Origin of the sequence: Rhodovulum sp. PH10, assembly GCF_000293785.1 — a bacterium.
GTDB lineage: Bacteria > Pseudomonadota > Alphaproteobacteria > Rhizobiales > Xanthobacteraceae > Rhodoplanes.
In genome coordinates, this window is record NZ_AKZI01000004.1 from 13,153 (window position 1) to 32,034 (window position 18,882).

Below are 18,882 nucleotides of genomic sequence, written 5' to 3' on the forward strand. Positions count from 1 at the left end.
GCATGCGGGGAGAGGTGAAGACGAGCAAGCAATCCATCCTCAGAACGTCGCGCCGGCGCGCACCAGAAACGTCCGGCCCGCCTGCGGATAGGCGTTGTAGGTGCCGAGCGACGAGGTGCTGGCGACCGCGTAGTCGAAATAGTCCTCGTCGAACAGATTCTGCACCGAGACCGACCAGAAATAGCGGTCGAGCTTGCCGGCCAGCTTCACGTCGACCAGCCCGACGGCCGGGATCAGCGGCTGCTGGTTGGCGGAATCGTTGTCCATCCGGCGCGAGCCGACGTAACGCACGTCGCCCGAGAACACGAGACGGGTGTCGATCACGTTCCACACCACACCGACGCGGGCGGTGTTGCGGGCGACCAGCGGCACGTCGTTGCCGGCGAAATCGCCCTCGCGAAACACCGCGCGGGTGTAGGCGACACTGCCCTCGAGCTCGACGTCGTCGGTCAGGCGGAAGCTCGCGCTCGCCTCGGTGCCGTAGCGCCGGGTCGGGTCGAGATTGACGTTGGTGAAGGTCGCCGGGCTGTAGAAAATCTCGTCGTCGAGATACATGTCGTAAATGCTCCACTGCAGCCACAGCGGACCGGAGACGACCCGGAACCCGCCCTCGTAATCGTGCGAGGTCTGGGTCTTCAGCGAAAAGTTCGACGGCGTGCCGTAGGGCGAGCTGCCGACCCGCTCGTCGAGATTGGGCACGCGGAAGCTCTGGGCGGTGCGGCCGAACAGCGTCACCACCGAGTTCAGCCGATGCTCGAGCCCGAGGTGGTAGGCGGTGTTGGTCTTGCCCTCGTCGAGCGGGTTCGCCTGGGTGTCGCCCGGGAAGCAGCCGTAGCCCGGATAGCAGGTCGGCCCCGAATAGCCCGGCGCATTGGGGTCGAGCGAATCGGTCGCGGTGATGTCGGTGCGCTGCACCCGCCCGCCGAACGACAGGTCGGTGGTCGAGAACAGCGTCACGGTGTTCATCGCGTAGGCGGCGAGCGAGGTCTGGTCGAGATCGTAGGAGTGGATCGCGGTGGCGCCGTCGAACAGGCTGCGCGGCGAGTCGTAGTCGGTGTGATAGAGGTCGACGCCGGCGGTCGCCTTCCACGGCACGCCGAACACGTTGGTGTCGACCCGCACGCGCGGCGTCACCGAGGAGGTGACCAGCGTCGAGTCGAAATAGCTCAGCGGCGACTGCGCGCAGCCTCCGACCGACGTGTTGGTGGCGAAGTCGAAGCACGACTGGAAGAAGCCGGCCTGCTGGGTGCGCGCCCGCACGCCGCCGTCGACGATCAGCTCGAGCCCCGGCATCAGATCGACCGTCACGCCGCCGGTTCCGCTCGCCTGCTGCTGGTTGCCGTAGTCGTAGGGCGTGTCGGTGCCGCGCGGGTCGGTCGCGACCTGATTCACCCGGTTCCACGGATCGACCCGGCGGCCGGCCGGATAGCCGAGATGCTGATCGCTCGCGGTGGCGTTGAGATAGACGCTGCCCCACTCCTGCGTATAGCGATAGTCGGCCACCGCGTTGGTCTGGTGATACTCGTTGTTGTCGCGATAGCCGTCGGCGCGCACCGCATTGGCGAACAGCGCCAGCGCGTGCGGCCCGCTGGTCACCGTCGCCGAGCCGCGGCCCTCCACCTGCCCATAGGAGCCGGCCGCGATCTCCGCCTTGGCGCCGGTCGGGGCGTTCACCGCGTTTTTCGTCACGATGTTGATCACGCCGCCGACCGCGCCGTCGCCGTAGAGCACCGCACCCGAGTTGCCGCGGGTGATCTCGACGCGCTCGATGCTCTCCAGCGGGATCGCCGCCCAGTCGATATTCTGCTGGTCCGGCACGTCGATGCGGCGGCCGTTGACCAGCACCAGCGTGTTGGACATCGCGGTGGCGCCGAAGCCGCGCAGATCGACCGTCGCCCGCGCCCCGTTGACGCCGCCATACATGTTGCTGACCTGCACGCCGGGCGCGCGTGCCAAGATGTCCGGCAGCGTCTGCGCGGGCGCGCGGGCGATCTCCTCGGACGTGATCACGGTGGTGGAGGCGCCGGTGACGCCGGCGTCGGTGCGGCTCGCGGTGACGAGAAGCTCGGGCAGCGTCACGCCGTCCTGCGCGTGTGCCTGCGGCACGGACACGAGGCCCGCGAGCACGGCGGTCGCGAGCGCGGTGGTGACGAGCGCGGTGGTCGTGCGCAGCAGGGCGGCGGACGAGGGCCGCGCCCGCGCGAAACACGGTGCGGAACCGGACGGCGCGCCGTCGGTGTGGATGGGTGCCGGTGTCATCTGGGACAAATCCTTCGCGTGTCCTGACGGAGCAGGAGAGACGTCCCGACGCGAAGACGCGCGCGTGGGCCGCGTGCCGCGATGCGGCGACGCGCCCCGCCGGGCGCATTCCGGCAATGGCGTGATCGAGGAAGCGAATCGAAAAACGGACATGGCGATCCCCGCGTCGGTGGTGATGTCACCGCTGCGAAGACCGCTCCGTATGGACGCCCCGCCCACCGGTTGGGTGACCGTGTCGGCAGGTCTCCTGGCTCGCGGGTCGTCGCTGCATCCGGCCTTCCCGGTTTCCCAGTGGCCCGTGGTGGATGCGGCTCGCCGCTCACAGTTGCGGGGGCAGCCACGGCTCCGGCTCCCGAGATCGCTCTCGTGGAAGACCGTCCCGTGTTCCCTCTTTCCTCCCCGCGGACGTCCCGCGGGGAACCGACACGGGCGGCACGATCCGAAACCGGCGGGGATGCGTCAAGCGCGTGTCACGACTGCGTGGCGGATCGGCCGGACGTGTTGCCCGCCGTCCACACTCCTCGCGCCGATCCGCGTAAATCAGGCCGGCGGCCGCTCGGCGGTCTCGTCGAGCAGCCAGCCGAGATAGGCCTGGTCGACGCTCTCGAGCGGCATCACCAGAATGGCCGGGGTGTCGTAGGGGTGGGTCTCGTGCACCACGGCCCGCACCGCCTCGGCGAGCGAGGCGCGGGTCTTGACGATCATCACCGCCTCCTCCGCCCGCTCGACCGTACCCCGCCACCGGTAGACGGAAATCATCCGCGGCAGGATGTTCACGCAGGCCGCCAGCCGGCGCTCGACCAGCTCGCGCCCGGCCGCCTCCGCCTCGACAAGCCCGGGCCAGGTCGTATAGACGAACACCGCACGCTCCATCGTCGGTCCCCTTCCGGCGCCCGGTGGCGCTGCCACCGACCGAGCCGCCTCGCCATGATGCTGCCTGCCGAGATCGAGCGGATCGCCTTCGTCGCCAGTCCGACGCCGGAGGCGAGCCAGGCCCTCGACACGCTGGTCCGCCGCTACGGCAGCGTCGCCCCCGAGGACGCCGACGTCATCGTCGCGCTCGGCGGTGACGGCCTGATGCTCAAGACCCTGCACAACTTCATGAGCACCGGCAAGCCGATCTACGGCATGCATCGCGGCACGGTCGGCTTTCTCATGAACGACTATCGCGAGGACGGCCTCAAGGAGCGGCTGCACAGCGCCGAGGCGACGGTGATCCACCCTCTGGTGATGCGCACGCTCGACGCCGACGGCAACGGCCACGAGCACCGCGCGATCAACGAGGTGTCGATCTTTCGGCAGACCTATCAGGCGGCCCGCCTGACGGTGATGATCGACGGCAAGACGCGGATGCGCGAGCTCACCGCCGATGGCATCATCGTCGCGACGCCGGCCGGCTCGACCGCCTACAACCTGTCGACCGGCGGCCCGATCATCCCGATCGGCTCGCCGCTGTTGGCGATGACGCCGATCAGCCCGTTCCGCCCGCGCCGCTGGCGCGGCGCGCTTTTGCCGGACACCGCGGTGGTGACGGTCGGGGTGATGGAGCCGATCAAGCGGCCGGTCGCCGCGGTCGCCGACCACGACGAGGTGCGTTCGGTGCACCATGTCGACATCCGCATGGACCACTCGATCGCCATGCTGATGCTGTTCGACCCCGGCCACAATCTCGACGAGCGAATTTTGCGCGAGCAGTTCAGCCACTGAACGGGGTGGCGGGCGCGTTCGGCCGACCTGGCCCGACACGCCGTCGGCGGCGGCTGGCCGATCGGGGTTCGGACGATGCCCCGAATGCGGCGCGCCTCCTTCTCCCCGCTTGCGGGGAGAGGTGAAACCAGCGCCGGACCGAGCGGCGAAAACCGAACGGAAAAATCGAAGGGGACTCGTCCCCGGGGACGAGTCCCCGGGACTAGTCCCCCCGGGACGAGTCCCGTCAGATCGCGGTGGTGCCCCGATAGCGCGCAAACGTGCGGCGGCCGGTCGGGCCGAACAGCACCACCTCGTACTCTTCCGGCTCGCCGCCTTCCATGCCGGGCGAGCCGCCGGGCATGCCGGCGACCGCGAGGCCGGTCGCCTGCGGCGCCTCGGCGAGCAGCCGGCGCACGCTGATGGCCGGCACGTGGCCCTCGACCACATAGCCGCCGATCTCCGCCGTGTGGCACGACTGCAGGTCGTCCGGCACGCCGAGCCTCGCCTTCACCCGCATCATGTCGTCCTGCTGGACCAGCGTGACCGAGAAGCCGTCCTGCTCGAGATGGCGGGCCCAGGCGGTGCAGCACCCGCACGAGGGGTCCTTGTGCACGGTGACGTGCGGCAGCGGCTTGGCGCCGAGCGCGCGGACCTGGAGGAGACTGGCGACGACGGCGGTCACGGCTCCGCCGATCAGGGCGGAGATCGCGCGGCGGGAGAGAATCGGCATGCAGGATCCTTCGCTTCCGGGCCGGTCGAATCGGACCGCCGGCCGCACGCTTGGACACGAGCAGCGCGGTTTTTTCTGGGCGCCATGTTCAACGTTTCGTTAAAATTTCTCGATCACTCTCGGCGGTGAGCCCACGGCGCGTCGGCGCCCTCCCGCGCAGGGAAACCATGGTCCGCATCGACTTCAACCGGCTGCGGTTTCTGTTGATCGACGACAACATGCACATGCGGCGGATCATCCGCACGCTGCTGCACGGGTTCGGCTCGCGCGAGGTGTACGAGGCGGAGGACGGCGCGGCCGGCCTGGAAGCCTTCACCCACAACATCCCCGACATCGTGATCACCGACTGGGCGATGCCGATCTTCGACGGGCTCGAGCTCACCCAGATGATCCGTCAGCCGGGCGCCAACGCCAATCCTTACGTGCCGATCATCATGCTGACCGGCCACTCCGAGAAGAAGCGGGTGATGGCCGCGCGCGACTGCGGCGTGACCGAGTTCCTGGCCAAGCCGATCTCGGCCAACGCGCTCTATCAGCGCATCATCACGGTGGTGGTGAACCCGCGGCCGTTCATCAAGACGAAGACCTATTTCGGGCCGGACCGCCGGCGGCTGGTGAACCCGAACTATGTCGGCGTCGAGCGCCGCAAGGGGTCCGGCAAGGCCGAGGTGATCCCGCAGCAGGCGCTGTTCGAGCGCGTGAAGGTGACCGAGTGAGCACGGGACGCCAGGGCGCCGGGGCGGGCGGAAAACCGCCGGCGTCGGTGGAGAAATTCGCCGACCACGAGGTGATCGTGCCGCGCAACGTGCTGCGCAAGGCATGGGCGCAGGGGCCGGCGAAGGCGGGCGCCGAGGACCCGGTCGCCGCCGCCGAGAAGGCGCTCGCGGCGCTGTCGGGCGAGTTCGCCGACTGGATGGCGAGCGAGAGCGAGCGGCTCGACACCGCCCGCCGGGCGATCGCCGCGCAGGGCTTCGATGCGGCGCGCCGGACCGAGCTGTTTCACGCCGCCCACGACATCAAGGGCCAGGCCGCGACTTTCGGCTTTCCGCTGGCGGCGGAGGCGGCCGCCGGCCTGTGCCGGCTGATCGAGCGGACGCCCGAGGGCAGCCGCATCCCGCTGGTGCTGGTCGACCAGCACGTCGACGCGGTGCGGGCGATCGTGCGCGAGCACGACGCGCCGGCCGCCGATGCCACCGCCCGCGCTCTGGTGACCCGGTTGCGCGAGGTCTCCGACGCCTTCTTGCGCGACATCGGCGCCCCCCTCGATGATGACGACGCCCCGCCCACCGCGCCGCGGTGAGACTTCTTGCAGGGTCTATTCGAGTAGCGTGCGCAAAGCGCAGCGTGCGCACGCCTCGTCAGGCACGGTGGGGCGTGCCCGCGGCGCAATGCGCCTTCGCGCACCCGACGCGCTCGGCACGCGAGCCAGCCGATCGGCCGTCATGGCCGGGCCAGCGAAAAGCCGTGACTCCACCACCCGTTCCACCGCCGTCATGGCCGGGCCGGCGCGCAGCGCCGTGACCCGGCCATCCATCCGGCAAAAAGTCTTTCTCGCGAAAACGATGGATGCGCGGGTCTTCGCCCGCGCATGACGGAAGAAATTGAGCTATTGTATTCAGGTACCATTGTTCTCGTGAGAATCGAAGAACACGGGTGGCCGCCCGATGGCCAGATCTTTCTGGGTCTACATCCTCGCAAGCCGGCCGGGCGGCACGCTCTATGTCGGCGTCACGAGCGATCTGATCCGGCGCGTTTACGAGCACCGCGAAGGGACGGTCGCCGGCTTCACCAGGCGGTACGCCGTGAAGTCGTTGGTCTATTTCGAGCGGTACGACACCGCGCCACCAGCGCTCCAGCGGGAGAAGAACATCAAGCACTAGCCGCGGGAGTGTAAGGTCGATTTGATCGTGTCGGCGAACCCCGATTGGCGCGACCTTTACGACGAGATTTGCGGTTGAGCGTCGTGGCGCCCGCCCCGACAGTTCACGCTGTCATGGCCGGGCCAGCGGAAAGCCGTGACCCCACCACCCGTTCCACCGCCGTCATGGCCGGGCCGGCGCGCAGCGCCGTGACCCGGCCATCCATCCGGCAAAAGTCTTTCTCTCGAAAACGATGGATGCGCGGGTCTTCGCCCGCGCATGACGGAGGAGATTCGGCAGATCGGGCAACGTCGATGGATTCACAAGCGTCCGATCACCGTATCTTCCCTCCCCCCATCACCTCACCAGCTCGCGCATCGCCCGGTCGAGGCCGTCGAGCGTGAGCGGATACATCCGGCCGCCCATCAGCTGGCGCACCATTTTGATCGACTGCGTGTACTCCCACTGGTCCTCGGGCGTCGGGTTGAGCCACACGCAGGCCGGATAGGTGCGCGTCAAGCGCTCGAGCCACACCTGCCCCGGCTCCTCGTTCATGTGCTCGACCGATCCGCCAGCCAGCAGGATCTCGTACGGGCTCATGGCCGCGTCGCCGACCACGATCACCTTGTAGTCGCTCGGAAACGTGTGCAGCACGTCGAAGGTGGGGGTGGCCTGCTCCCAGCGCCGGGCGTTCTCCTTCCACACCCGCTCGTAGAGGCAGTTGTGGAAGTAGAAATATTCGAGGTGCTTGAACTCGAGCCGCGCGGCGGAAAAAAGCTCCTCGGTCTGCGCGATGTGCCAGTCCATCGAGCCGCCGACGTCGAAGAAGGCCAACACCTTCACCGCGTTGTGGCGCTCGGGGCGCATGTGGATGTCGAGATAGCCCTTGTGCGCGGTGCCCTTGATGGTGCCGTCGAGATCGAGCTCCTCCGGCGCGCCGGTGCGGGCGAACTTGCGCAGGCGGCGCAGTGCCACCTTGATGTTGCGGGTGCCGAGCTCGACGGTGTCGTCGAGGTCCTTGAACTCGCGCTTGTCCCACACCTTCACCGCGCGAAAATTGCGGTTGCCCTCCTGGCCGATCCGCACGCCTTCCGGATTGTAGCCATAGGCGCCGAACGGCGAGGTGCCGCCGGTGCCGATCCATTTGTTGCCGCCGTGATGCGCCTCCTTCTGCTCGGCGAGCCGCTGCTTCAGCATCTCCATCAGCTTGTCGAAGCCGCCGAGCGCCGCGATCTCGGCCTTCTCTTCTTCGGTCAGGTATTTTTCCGCGAGCTTTCTCAGCCATTCGGCCGGGATCGCCGCCTCGAGCGCCTCGCCTGCCGTCTCCAACCCATTGAACACGCTCGCAAAAACACGGTCGAACTTGTCGAGATTGCGCTCGTCCTTCACCAGCACGGCGCGCGCGAGATAGTAGAAGCTCTCGATCCGCCGCTCGGCGAGGTCGGCGTCCATCGCCTCCATCAGCGACAGATACTCGCGCAGCGTCACCGGCACGCCGGCGCGCTTGAGGGCATGGAAGAAGCCGACGAACATGGTTTCGTCCTCTCCGAACGGGGCGCGCGGCGAGCGCATCGGTATCCGGCGCGAGTTTAGGGGGGCCGCGCGCGGCGGTCGAGCGGCCCGCGACGCACGATCCCGGAGGGAACCGGCGCGCCTCGGGCCCCGTTGAGCCGGTGCCGCGAGACGAACACGGATCATGCACGAGCCCGCCCCCGCCCACTCCCCCGCCCCGCTTTCTGGCCGCCGCGTCGGCCTGTCGCTGGTGATGCTGGCGGCCTCCGCCGCGCTGGTCGCCTTCGCCGCCCGCACCGACGCGCCGCCGCAAAAGCCGCCGGCCGAGGGCGACGGCATCGGCAACCGCGCCCGCGACGAGGGGGCCGAGCGGCTCGACCGCCCGGAATTCGCCGGCAAGACCGCGAAGGACGCGCCGGTGCGCGGCTGGTTCGAGGTCCTGAAGGGCGTGTTCGGCCGGATGAGCGAGGACCGGGTGACCTCGATCGCCGGCGGCGTGACCTTCTTCGCGCTTCTGGCGATCTTTCCGGCGATCGCCGCGCTGGTGTCGATCTACGGTCTGTTCACCGACCCGACCTCCCTCGCCGACCAGCTCGACGCCCTCTCGAACGTGCTGCCGGGCGGCGCCATGGAGGTGGTCGGCAGCCAGCTCCACCGGATCGCCGAGCACGGCCGCACCAGCCTCGGCGTCACCTTCCTGATCGGCATCGGCACCGCCCTGTGGAGCGCCAATGCCGGCATGAAGGCGCTGTTCGACGCCCTCAACATCGTCTACGGCGAGAAGGAGACGCGCGGCTTCTTCAAGCTCAATCTCGTCTCGCTCGGCTTCACGCTCGCCGCCATCCTGCTGATCCTCTGCGCGCTCGGCGCGGTGGTCGTGCTGCCGGTGGTGTTCGGCTATGTCGGGCTCGACGGTCAGGTCGAGCTGGCGCTGAAGCTCGGCCGTTGGCCGGCTCTCCTGGTGGTGCTCTCGCTCGCGCTCGCGGCGATCTACCGGTTCGGGCCGAGCCGCACCGTCGCCCGCTGGCGCTGGATCACCTGGGGCAGTGCCACCGCTTCGCTGCTGTGGCTCGCGGCGTCCGTGCTCTTTTCCTGGTACGCGGCGAATTTCGGCAGCTACGACAAGACCTACGGCACGCTCGGCGCGGCCGTCGGCTTCATGACGTGGATCTGGATCTCGGTGATCGTGGTGCTGCTCGGAGCAGAGGTCGACGACGAGCTGGAGTATCAGGACCCCTCGGTGCCGCGTCAAAAGCTCGGCGAACGGCTCGCCGCCTGAGCGAGCGTCGCGCCGCCGTCCCTCCGCCGTCTGCGAGGCCGCCTGTGAAAACGGATCGTCGGGAGACCATCGTTCTGCCCTGATCCTGCCTTCCCGACGTATAGAAGAGGCGCACCCGGCCGAACGCCGGCGGCGGCCGGGCGGCGCACGGGGCGTCGCGACGGGCCGGGATTGTTCCCGCCGACGGAGTGGCGACGATGGTGATGCGGAGATGGCGGCAGGCAGCCGGGCCGGTTCCGGTGCTTCTCGCGGGGCTCGCGCTCGTCGTCGCCTTGCCGGCAGCCGCCCAGATCGCCCCCGCTCCGCCTGCCGCGGTTTCGCCGGGCGACCAGTCCTATTCGCCGGCCCCCGACGCGCCGCGGCCGCCCGCCTCCGACCCCGCGGCGGCGCCCGCCCAGGGCGGCCCGCTGCCGCTCGAGCCGGCGGTCGGTGTGGCGATCGACTGGCAGGTGAAGAACCGCTTCCGCCTCTTCCGCGACGAGAAGGATTTCTTGCGCCACGTGTCCGCCGAGCGCGGCCGCACCGTGCTCGCCGCCGAACAAACGCTCGCCGCCGAGACCGGCGGACGCGGCTGGGCCCGCGACACCGTGGTGCGGCTGTGCACCGACACCGCCGGCCGGGTGACCGAGACCTGCGTGCGCGACGGCGTGCGCGAAAACTATCTCGACCCGGCCGATCACCGGATCGAGGCGCGGCTGATCGGCACGGTCGACCCCGCGGCGACCTGCAGCTGGACCTTCGAGGACGGCGACAGCCTGCCGCGCTCGGTCGCCGTGTCGTGCCGCGAGCCGGTCAATCTCCGGGTCGCCTATGGCCGCCCGACCGTCGCCACCGTCGACGTCACCGGAGCGGACGGCGTGCCGCGCCGCGCCACCACCGAAATCCTCGTTCACGACTACCTCGTCGCCGGGCTCGGCGACTCGATCGCCGCCGGCGAGGGCAATCCCGACCGGCCGGTGGTCCTCTCGGACGACGGCTTCTGCTTCCGCCGCTTCATCGGCACCGGCCGCTCGGAGTATTTCCGGCCCGGCCGCGCCGGCTACAAGGGCGACAAGGCGTGCGACAGCGGCCGCTCCGCCGCCGCGACCGACCGCTCGGCCTGGTCGAAGCTCGCCGCCCGCTGGATGAGCGCGCCGTGCCACCGCTCGCTCTACGGCTACCAGCTGCGCGCCGCGCTGGCGCTCGCGGTGGAGAACCCGCGCATCGCCGTCACCTTCCTGCCGCTCGCCTGCAGCGGCGCCACCATCGAGGCGGGCCTGTTCGGCAGCCAGGAGGCGCGCGAGCTGAATTGCGGCACCTCCGGCTCGCAGTCCTGCCCGTCGAGTGTGCCCGGCCAGCTCGGCCAGCTGCGCGAGCTCCTGAAGCGGGCGCGAAAAACCCATGCCGACCGCGACCTCGACCTCCTGTTCCTCACCGTCGGCGCCAACGACATCGACTTCTCCGGCCTGGTCGCCGACGTGATGATCCAGGCGCCGGCCGAGCGCACCCTGCTCGGGCGCGCCGGCATCATCGGCAGCGTCGAGGAGGCGCAGAACGGCATCGACGTCACCCTGCCGACCTCGTTCTACAAGCTGCGCGGCGCGCTGAAGCACTTGGTCGGCGGCGACTTGCGCCGCGTCGTCTACGTGTCCTACGGGCACCCGGCGCTCGACCCGAACGGCGGGGCGTGCCGCACCAGCCGCGACGGCTTCGACGTGCACCCCGCCTTCGGCCTCGACGGCGATCGCCTGGGGCCGATCTCGCGCTTCGTGCAGAACGGCTTCTTTCCGCGGCTCAAGGCGCTCGCCACCTGCTCCGGCGGCGTCGTCTGCAAGGACCCGGCGCACGAGCGCATGACCTTCGTCGACGCCCACCAGCCGGCCTTTGCCAGCCACGGCGTGTGCGCCCGCTCGATCGACGACCCGCCGTTCGACCGCAACTGCTTCTCGGAGACCGGCGACAGCTTCGAGACGAGCCCCGTGGAAGGCGCCACCGCCCCGCTGGTGTGCGGCGCCCGGCCGAGCGATTTTCGCCCCTACGCCTCGCGGGCGCGCTGGATCCGCACCGCCAACGACAGCTACTTCGCCGCGATGACCTTTCCCGAGGGCGTGTCGGCGACCCTGCAGCCGAGCGACCTGCACGACGCCACCTGGGGCATCCTGTCGGCCGTCTATGGCGGCGCGATCCACCCGACCGCCGAGGGCCACGCCGCGATGGCCGACGCCGCCGTCGCCGGTGCCCGCGCGGTGCTGAACATCCCGCAGCCGGACTACGACGCGGTGCTGGCCGCGCCGCTGCCCGCCCCCTTGCCCGCCCCCTTGCCGGCCCCCCTGCCCGCCCCCTCGTCCGCGCCGCTGCCGCCCGGCGCCGGCGGTGCCCTGCCGCCCGCAACGATGCCGTCCGGCCCGACCCCGCCCGGCGTGGTGCAGCCGGCGGTGCCGCCCCAAACCCTGCCGCCGCTGCGCTGACGGACTCGTCCGCGGGGACTCGTCCCGGCGGGACTAGTCCCGGAGGGACTCGCCCCGGCGGGGACTCGTCCCCGAGGCGACGCGTCGCCCCTCCCTCGTCCCTCTCCGGCCCGGCCACGCCTTCGCGCGAAAAGGCGCGAAACGAAACGTCCGGCGCGACCGCGGGAAAACGGTCTTCGGAATGCGGAGCCGCCTTGCGGAAATTCCGTATTGTCAGGTTCCGGGTTTCGGCGTCACAGCTCGTAACGCTGCTACGTCCGACGGACCGGCCACGCCGGTTCACCCAGCGAGAGCCGGAGCCCGCGATGCCGCTCTGCCACCGCTCATCGGTCGTCGAGACGGCCGTGTCGACGGCGGCCGGGCGTTTCGGATTCTGCACGTTCGTCCACGGGATCGGTCCGGCATTCGCCGGCCGCCCCGGCGACCGCGACCCCCGCCGGCGCCCTCCCCACACAGTGGACCCATCATGACCGAGGTCAGCTACGGCGCCTGGGACGGCGTCGTCTTCGACTATCGCGACGATACCTCGAGGAGCGCGCACAACGCCTTCCCGGTGCTGAAGAACTTCGACGAGTTCGACGACGGCAACCGGATCCGCGCGTTCTTCGGCGACCGCGGCTTCTTCATCTTCGACCCGACCGTCAGCCTGATCGACGCGCTGTGGCGGCAGATGGTGGAGGCGGCCGACCAGTCGTGCGGCAAGTGCACGCCGTGCCGGATGGGCACCGTGCTGGTGCGCGACGCGCTCGACGCGCTGCGCCGCGGCGAGACGCCCCCGCTCGGGCTCGACGGCATCGAGACGATCGCCGACCAGATGACCGCCACCTCGATGTGCGGCCTCGGCCAGACCTGCGCCAAGTCGCTGCTCACCGCGCTGCGCGATTTTCGCGACGTGATCGAGGCGGAGATCGAGCGCGGGCCCCAGCCCGAGCAGCACGGCCTCGCCTACATGACGGCGCCCTGCATCGAGGCCTGCCCCTCGCGCATCAACGTGCCGCGCTACATCGACTACATCCGCGACGGCAAGCCCGAGCACTCGCTCGGCGTCATCCTGCAGAAATACCCGATGGCCGCCACCTGCGGGCGCGTCTGCGTGCGGTTCTGCGAGATGGCGTGCCGGCGCAAGATGGTCGACGAGGCGGTCGGCATCAAGACGCTGAAGCGCTACGTCGCCGAGCAGCAGACCGGCGACAACGCCCTGCGGTTCGGCCGCGAGCTGATCGCCCAGCCGCTCGGCGCCGACATGCGCGTCGCGGTGGTGGGCGCCGGCCCCGCCGGCATCTCGTGCGCCTACCACCTGCTGCTGCACGGCTATCACGTCGACATCCTGGAGGCGATGCAGGAGCCCGGCGGCATGGCGGCGATGGGCATTCCGAGCTACCGCCTGCCCAAGAAGGTGCTGCACGCCGAGACCGACATCATCACCGAGCTCGGCGGCCGCTTCGTCTTCAACAAGGCGCTCGGCCGCGACTACGGCATCGACGACCTGTTTTCCCGCGGATACCGTGCCGTGTTCCTCGCGATCGGCTGCCAGCAGGGCACCCGGCTCGGCGTCGAGGGCGAGGACCCGCTGACCGCCGGCTACAAGTCCGGCATCGCCTTCCTGCTCGACGTGCACGACCACGTCGCCGGCACCCGCAAGGTGACGCTCTACGGCGACGTCGTGGTGGTCGGCGGCGGCAATGTCGCGATGGACTGCGCCCGCTCGGCGCTGCGGATGGGCGCCGCCAAGGTGCACCTCGTCTATCGCCGTACCCGCGAGGACATGCCGGCCGACCGCGAGGAGGTCGAGGCCGCCGAGAAGGAAGGCGTGATCTTCCACTTCCTCACCAACCCGGTGAAGATCGTCACCGACGACGACCGCATCACCGGCGTCGCGATCGGCGCGATGCGCCAAACCATCGCCGACGGCCGCGGCCGGCGCGGCGTCGAGCCGGTGCCGGACACCGAGCGCGTGCTCGCCTGCACCACGCTGATCGCCGCGATCGGCCAGCAGGTGCGCGCCGAGACGCTCAGGGCCGACGACCGGGTCGCGCTCGACCAGTGGAACTGCGTCAAGGTCGACCCGACCGACCTCGCTACCTCGCGCCCCGGCGTCTTTGCCGGCGGCGACTGCGCCTCCGGCCCCTCGACGCTCATTCACGCGATGGCCAACGGGCTGAAGGCGGCGCGCTCGATCGACGATTGGATCCGCAAGGGCCATGTCTGCTTCCAGCCGCGCTCGCGCATGCGCGACCTGCTCAACGACAACCAGATGCTCGCCGACGACGCCGTCGAGGTGCCCGTGAAGCCGCAATACCGCGTCCACCACCCCGAGCTCGATCCGGAAGTGCGCAAGCTGATGTTCGAGGAGGTGGAGCAGACCATCACGCCCGAGCAGGCCTACCGCGAGGCCAAGCGCTGCATGCGCTGCTACCGCACCTATTCGGTGATCACCGAGAACCCGATCGCGAACGGAGCCTGACGATGACCTCCTCCGACGTTTCGGCCGCCCCGGCCGGCGCCACCGCGACCGACACCACCGCGCGCGAGCTCTCGGCCACCATCAACGGCCAGCCGGTGACCGGCCGGGCGGGCGAGAGCATTCTCGAATGCGCCCGCCGCCACGGCGTCTACATCCCCACCCTGTGCGAGCTCGCCGACATCGACCACACGCCCGGCACCTGCCGCGTCTGCCTGGTCGAGATCAGGACCAAGGGCTCGAGCAAGACCCATCTCGTCACCTCCTGCACCACGCCGATGGAGGACGGGATCGAGATCAGGACCCGCACCGCGGCGCTGCGGGCGATGCAGCGGCTGCAGGTCGAGCTTCTGCTCGCCGACCACGACCAGGATTGCGCCACCTGCATCCGCCACGGAAAATGCGACCTGCAGGACGTCGCCCAGTTCGTCGGGCTGACGCAGAACCGCTTCTTCGATCCCGCCCGCGTCGCCGCCCGCCCGGTCGACGATTCCTCGCCGGCGCTGATCCGCAACATGCAGCGTTGCATCCGCTGCCAGCGCTGCATCGCCATCTGCCGCGACGGCCAGGGCGTCGACGCGCTGATCCAGACCGGCAGCGGGCTCGAGACCGCGGTCGGGCTGCGCTACGGGCTCACGCAGAAAAACTCCGCATGCGTCACCTGCGGCCAGTGCGTGCTGGTCTGCCCGACCGGCGCGCTCGGCGAGCGCGACGAGACCGACCGCGCGCTGGAGATGATGTACGACCCCGAGCTGATCACGGTGGTGCAGTTCGCCCCCGCCGTCCGGGTCGGGTTCGGCGAGGAGTTCGGGCTGCCGCCCGGCACCAATGTCGAGGGCCAGATCATCACCGCGCTGCGCATGCTCGGCGCCGACATCGTGCTCGACACCAATTGGGGCGCCGACCTCGTGATCATGGAGGAAGGCACCGAGCTCTTGCACCGGCTGAAGAAGAAGCAGCGGCCGACCTTCTCCTCGTGCTGCCCGGCCTGGATCAATTTCGTCGAGCGGCACTATCCCGACATCATCCCGATGCTGTCGTCGACCAAGTCGCCGCAGCAGTGCGTCGGCACGCTCGCCAAGACCTATCTGCCGGAGAAAATGGGGATCGACCCGAAAAAGATCCGGGTGATCTCGGTGATGCCGTGCATCGCCAAGAAGGACGAGATCGCCCGCCGCCAGCTGTCGCACGACGGCGTGCCGGAGGTCGACGTGGTGCTCTCCACGCGCGAGTTCGCCCGCCTCTTGCAGCGCGAGCACATCGACCTGAAGTCGCTCGAGCCGTCCGGCTTCGACAACCCGTACATGAGCGAGTATTCCGGCGCCGGCGCGATCTTCGGCACCACCGGCGGCGTGATGGAGGCGGCGATCCGCACAATGTATTTCGTCGTCAACGGGAAGGAGCTGGAGCACGTCGAGATCGAGGAGCTGCGCGGCTTCGAGGGCGTGCGCACGGCGACCGTCGCGCTCGGCGGCGAGATCGGCGACGTGAAGATCGCCATGTGCCACGGGCTGAAGCCGACCCGGCAGATCGTCGAGCTGGTGCGCTCCGGAAAGTCCGACCTCGACTTCATCGAGATCATGGCGTGTCCCGGCGGCTGCGTCGACGGCGGCGGCACGCTGCGCTCGAAGAAGGCGTATCTGCCACACGCACTCAAGCGCCGCGAAACCCTGTTCGGCATCGACCGCAAGAAGGCGGTGCGCCAGTCGCACAGGAACGAGCAGGTGCAGGCGCTCTATCGCGACTATCTCGGCGAGCCGGACTCCGAGAAGGCGCACCACCTGCTGCACACCTGGTACACCGACCGCAAGATCGAGATGACCCAGACGGTCCGCGAGGTGTGGGCCGACATCAAGATGGGCGGCAAGGTGTATTGAGGTGGCCTGCCACGACGCGTCCGCGCAGCATTGCCGCGCGGGGCGCGTGTGGTAGCGTTGGGGTCGATCCTCGCACAGGAGGGAGGTCGGCCCATGAAAGCGCTCACCGTCACCGATCTTCCGGACGCCGTGGTCGCCGTCATCGAGCGGCGGGCGGCCGATCGCGGCCTCACGGTCGAGGAGGAGGTGCGCCGGCTGCTGGAGACCGCCTATTCGGCCGACGCCGCCGCGCTGCACGACGCGCAACTCGCCCGGCTGCGGGCGACGCTCCAGGCATCGATCGAGCACGGCGGCACCGTCTCCGACGCGCAGCTCGACGCTGCGCTCGCGGCCAAGGCGGACGAGCTGGCAAAGCAAGGGTATTGACGTGCGCCGCGCGCGGTTCCTCGCCTCGGTCGAGCGGGACCTCGTCAATCTCCTCGAGCATCTTGCACGCGAGACCGGCAGCCTCCCCACGGCGCTCCGCTTCGTCACCGAGCTGCGCGCGAAATGTCACCATCTCGCCGGCCTTCCCGGGACGCTCGGGCGGTCACGGCCCGAGCTCGGCTATGCCATCCGCAGCTTCCCGTTCAAGGGCTACGTGATCTTCTTTCGCTATGTCGACGACGCGTTCGAGGTGATCGACATTCTGGAGGGTCATCGCGACCCGACCACGTGGTTCGGCACGGAACGGCACTGATCGTCGGGTGCCGGCGGCCCGGTCACGGCAGGGCCGTGCGGACGAAACCGAGAAGAGGTCAGGCCTGCCGCTCGGGGGTCTGCACCACCAGGCCGTCGAGCGCCTCGGTCACCTTGATCTGGCAGGACAGGCGCGAGCTCTGCCGCACCTCGTGGGCGAAGTCGAGCATGTCCTCCTCCATCGCCCCCGGCGCGCCGACCTTGTCGCGCCAAACCTCGTCGACATAGACGTGGCAGGTCGCGCAGGCGCAGGCGCCGCCGCACTCGGCGTCGATGCCGGGGATGCCGTTCTTCACCGCGGCTTCCATCACGGTGGCGCCGGGCTGGGCCTCGACCGTGCGGGCGGTTCCGGAAGAGTCGACGAAGGTGATCTTGGCCATGGCGTTCGAGATCATCGGGGAAGGACGGACGGGCGGGCGCCGGCGCGGCCGGCGGTGCCTTTTCTAATCGCTCCCCCGCCTCGATCAAGCCGCGTCCTGGTCCCGCGTCCCGGTCCCGCGTCCCGGTCCAAGGCCTCGGCTCGGCCGATCAGGCTCGCCGGGCACCACGGTCGGCCGGCCGCATCGGACGGTCGGCGACATCGTACCGCCGGCGACATCGTGGCGACATCGGACAGTCGGCGACGCCGGACCCGCCGACAGCGCTCCACGCCATGTCGGCTCGACATGGCGACGTCCGGCCATCGTGACGATCCCCAAAACGCCGAGACGGCCCGTGAATCAGATGGCCCCGGCTTTTGACCGGGGCCACTGTCCGCCGGACGATGTGAGGGGGGAGGGGGGGCTCGTCCAGCTTCACTTCGAAAGATAGGCCATCGGCGCCGAACCACAAGGTGCGCGCTCCGCTCGCTTCACTCTGCCGCATCGTGATGCCGCGCGCGGTTTTACGCCACCGCGGCGGCGGCATCGCCGACCGAGATCAGGACGCGGCGGCGCGCCGGAGAGTGGCGATCGCCGCCCGCACCGCATGCCCCGCGAGGGCCAGCCGGTGCAGCGGCTCGGCGGGGTCATCCCCTTGCGCCACCGCGCTTTCCACCGCCTCGGCAGCGCTCACCAGGGCCCACGCGCCGATCCCGCGGGCGGAGCCTTTGAGCGTGTGCGCGAGCGTCGCGACGGCGGCCGGCGGCGCGGTGTGCATGCGGTCGGTCAGAAGCACGATCTGCCGGTCGAACAGCTCCAAGACCTCGCGCTGGAGCGCGGCGTCGCCGAGCGTCATCCGGAACAAGTGTGCGTGATCGATGATCGCGGCCCGCGAAACGCTCTCGTCGGGTGCCGCTCCCCCTGCTCCCGCCCCTGCCCCTGCCCCTGCCCCTGCCCCTACCCCGGCCGCCGAGACCGAGGGCCGTGGCGCGGGCGGAGCCGCCGGGCGGCGGCCCTCCCGATATCGTTCCTGCATCTAACGCCCCTGCACGCTTTTCTTTGCCGGCGAGGATGCCACGGAGACTCTGTTCTTACGGTAAATGCCGGGGGATTTTTCTTCGTGGTAAAGGGATTCTCTGCCCGCGACGCGACCTCGCGCCGCCGGCTCGCCGGGCCGTCCCGCCTGTGGAAAAAAGGCGCCGCGGACCAAAAAGCAGGGGACGACTCGAACCGGCCGGCGCGGCCGGTCACGGCCCGTCGAGCCCCTGCCCCACCCTCACGCGCCGGGCGGAATCCGCCCGAGAATCCGGTACCCTGCGGGGGTGAGGCGGCACACCAGCCAGTCCGGCTTGAGCGGGTTGTCGAACCACGGCGTGGCCCAGCCGTGCGCCACGCAGGACTCCACCGTCTTGCGCGGCACCGAGCGGCCCTCGCCGTCGAACAGCGGCAGCTTGCCGCCGGGCTCTGTCAGGCCGCGCTCGAGGTAGCGGCGCTGCGGCTCGGACGGCCGCACCGGCGCCACATTGTCGCCCTCGGGATGGTGAGGTACCAGGGGAACGTCCTTGGCGAGCGGCTTCGGCATTGACACACCTTCCGCGTGACGCGCCGTTAACGATGATTAAAAAAGGGTTACCAACTCGGTTTCCCGGATGCTGCGCGCTGGGTAGGATAGCGTGACCACAGGGGGGAATCCCAGCGGCATATCGTTCCCACCTGGGGCCGGGTCGTGTCT

The 18,882-nt window shown here is 69.7% G+C and carries 17 protein-coding genes and 1 riboswitch; of the genes, 10 read left to right on the forward strand and 7 right to left on the reverse strand.

All coding sequences use genetic code 11. The annotated features are described in order from the left end of the window. Positions 1-39: 39 nt before the first annotated feature. Positions 40-2,259 carry a TonB-dependent receptor gene (locus A33M_RS00530; RefSeq protein WP_008382423.1) on the reverse strand — a complete coding sequence of 740 codons (2,220 nt, stop codon included), beginning with the start codon at positions 2,257-2,259 and terminating at the stop codon, positions 40-42. Positions 2,260-2,479: 220 nt separating this feature from the next. Continuing rightward, positions 2,480-2,699, reverse strand: a riboswitch (cobalamin riboswitch). A 100-nt stretch (positions 2,700-2,799) separates the two neighbouring features. Then, positions 2,800-3,132 (reverse strand): divalent-cation tolerance protein CutA, encoded by a 333-nt coding sequence (gene cutA / locus A33M_RS00535; RefSeq protein WP_008382424.1) that lies wholly within the window; start codon positions 3,130-3,132, stop codon positions 2,800-2,802. A gap of 54 nt (positions 3,133-3,186) precedes the next feature. Here cutA and A33M_RS00540 point away from each other — a divergent pair, with 54 nt between their 5' ends. Next, the gene (locus A33M_RS00540) at positions 3,187-3,966 is read left to right on the forward strand and encodes an NAD kinase (protein WP_008382425.1); all 780 of its coding nucleotides are present in this window, start codon (positions 3,187-3,189) and stop codon (positions 3,964-3,966) included. Positions 3,967-4,192: 226 nt separating this feature from the next. Here A33M_RS00540 and A33M_RS00545 read toward each other — a convergent pair whose 3' ends face one another. Continuing rightward, complete coding sequence (locus A33M_RS00545) at positions 4,193-4,678, reverse strand: DUF411 domain-containing protein (RefSeq protein ID WP_008382426.1); 486 nt, start codon at positions 4,676-4,678, stop codon at positions 4,193-4,195. Positions 4,679-4,845: 167 nt separating this feature from the next. Between A33M_RS00545 and A33M_RS00550 the strand changes: the two genes are divergently transcribed. The 3 genes from A33M_RS00550 (at position 4,846) to A33M_RS00560 (ending at position 6,558) form a co-directional block, all read left to right on the forward strand. Continuing rightward, positions 4,846-5,394: a response regulator gene (locus tag A33M_RS00550; protein WP_008382427.1), complete on the forward strand. Its 549-nt coding sequence runs from the start codon at positions 4,846-4,848 to the stop codon at positions 5,392-5,394. Further along, entirely contained in the window at positions 5,391-5,978 is a 588-nt protein-coding gene (locus A33M_RS00555) for an Hpt domain-containing protein (protein ID WP_157223272.1), read from the forward strand. The genes A33M_RS00550 and A33M_RS00555 overlap by 4 nt, the downstream gene beginning before the upstream one ends. 364 nt (positions 5,979-6,342) lie before the next feature. Beyond that, positions 6,343-6,558, forward strand: a complete 216-nt coding sequence (locus A33M_RS00560; protein WP_008382429.1) for a GIY-YIG nuclease family protein — start codon at positions 6,343-6,345, stop codon at positions 6,556-6,558. Between the two features lie 336 nt (positions 6,559-6,894). Here A33M_RS00560 and A33M_RS00565 read toward each other — a convergent pair whose 3' ends face one another. Continuing rightward, complete coding sequence (locus A33M_RS00565) at positions 6,895-8,070, reverse strand: vWA domain-containing protein (RefSeq protein WP_008382431.1); 1,176 nt, start codon at positions 8,068-8,070, stop codon at positions 6,895-6,897. A gap of 163 nt (positions 8,071-8,233) precedes the next feature. Here A33M_RS00565 and A33M_RS00570 point away from each other — a divergent pair, with 163 nt between their 5' ends. The 6 genes from A33M_RS00570 to A33M_RS00595 all read left to right on the forward strand — a co-directional run bounded on the left by A33M_RS00570 (position 8,234) and on the right by A33M_RS00595 (position 16,792). Continuing rightward, a complete protein-coding gene (locus tag A33M_RS00570) occupies positions 8,234-9,328 on the forward strand; it encodes a YihY/virulence factor BrkB family protein (RefSeq protein WP_008382433.1) in 1,095 nt (364 codons plus the stop codon). Between the two features lie 197 nt (positions 9,329-9,525). Then, on the forward strand, positions 9,526-11,775 hold the full coding sequence (locus A33M_RS00575; RefSeq protein WP_008382434.1) for a hypothetical protein: 2,250 nt from the start codon (positions 9,526-9,528) through the stop codon (positions 11,773-11,775). A 466-nt stretch (positions 11,776-12,241) separates the two neighbouring features. Beyond that, the gene (locus A33M_RS00580) at positions 12,242-14,239 is read left to right on the forward strand and encodes an FAD-dependent oxidoreductase (protein ID WP_008382436.1); all 1,998 of its coding nucleotides are present in this window, start codon (positions 12,242-12,244) and stop codon (positions 14,237-14,239) included. 2 nt (positions 14,240-14,241) lie between these two features. After that, positions 14,242-16,113 (forward strand): [FeFe] hydrogenase, group A, encoded by a 1,872-nt coding sequence (locus A33M_RS00585; RefSeq protein WP_008382437.1) that lies wholly within the window; start codon positions 14,242-14,244, stop codon positions 16,111-16,113. A gap of 93 nt (positions 16,114-16,206) precedes the next feature. Then, positions 16,207-16,479 (forward strand): FitA-like ribbon-helix-helix domain-containing protein, encoded by a 273-nt coding sequence (locus A33M_RS00590; protein WP_008382438.1) that lies wholly within the window; start codon positions 16,207-16,209, stop codon positions 16,477-16,479. Position 16,480: 1 nt separating this feature from the next. Further along, on the forward strand, positions 16,481-16,792 hold the full coding sequence (locus tag A33M_RS00595) for a type II toxin-antitoxin system RelE/ParE family toxin (protein WP_008382439.1): 312 nt from the start codon (positions 16,481-16,483) through the stop codon (positions 16,790-16,792). Between the two features lie 58 nt (positions 16,793-16,850). Here the strand turns inward: A33M_RS00595 and A33M_RS00600 are convergent, their stop codons facing one another. From A33M_RS00600 to A33M_RS00610, 3 genes are all read right to left on the reverse strand, one after another. Then, a complete protein-coding gene (locus A33M_RS00600; RefSeq protein ID WP_040618730.1) occupies positions 16,851-17,171 on the reverse strand; it encodes a 2Fe-2S iron-sulfur cluster-binding protein in 321 nt (106 codons plus the stop codon). A gap of 538 nt (positions 17,172-17,709) precedes the next feature. Beyond that, positions 17,710-18,006, reverse strand: coding sequence for an Hpt domain-containing protein (locus tag A33M_RS00605; RefSeq protein WP_052026787.1), 297 nt, complete (start codon positions 18,004-18,006; stop codon positions 17,710-17,712). A 420-nt stretch (positions 18,007-18,426) separates the two neighbouring features. After that, positions 18,427-18,732, reverse strand: a complete 306-nt coding sequence (locus A33M_RS00610; protein WP_008382443.1) for a hypothetical protein — start codon at positions 18,730-18,732, stop codon at positions 18,427-18,429. Positions 18,733-18,882 lie beyond the last annotated feature (150 nt).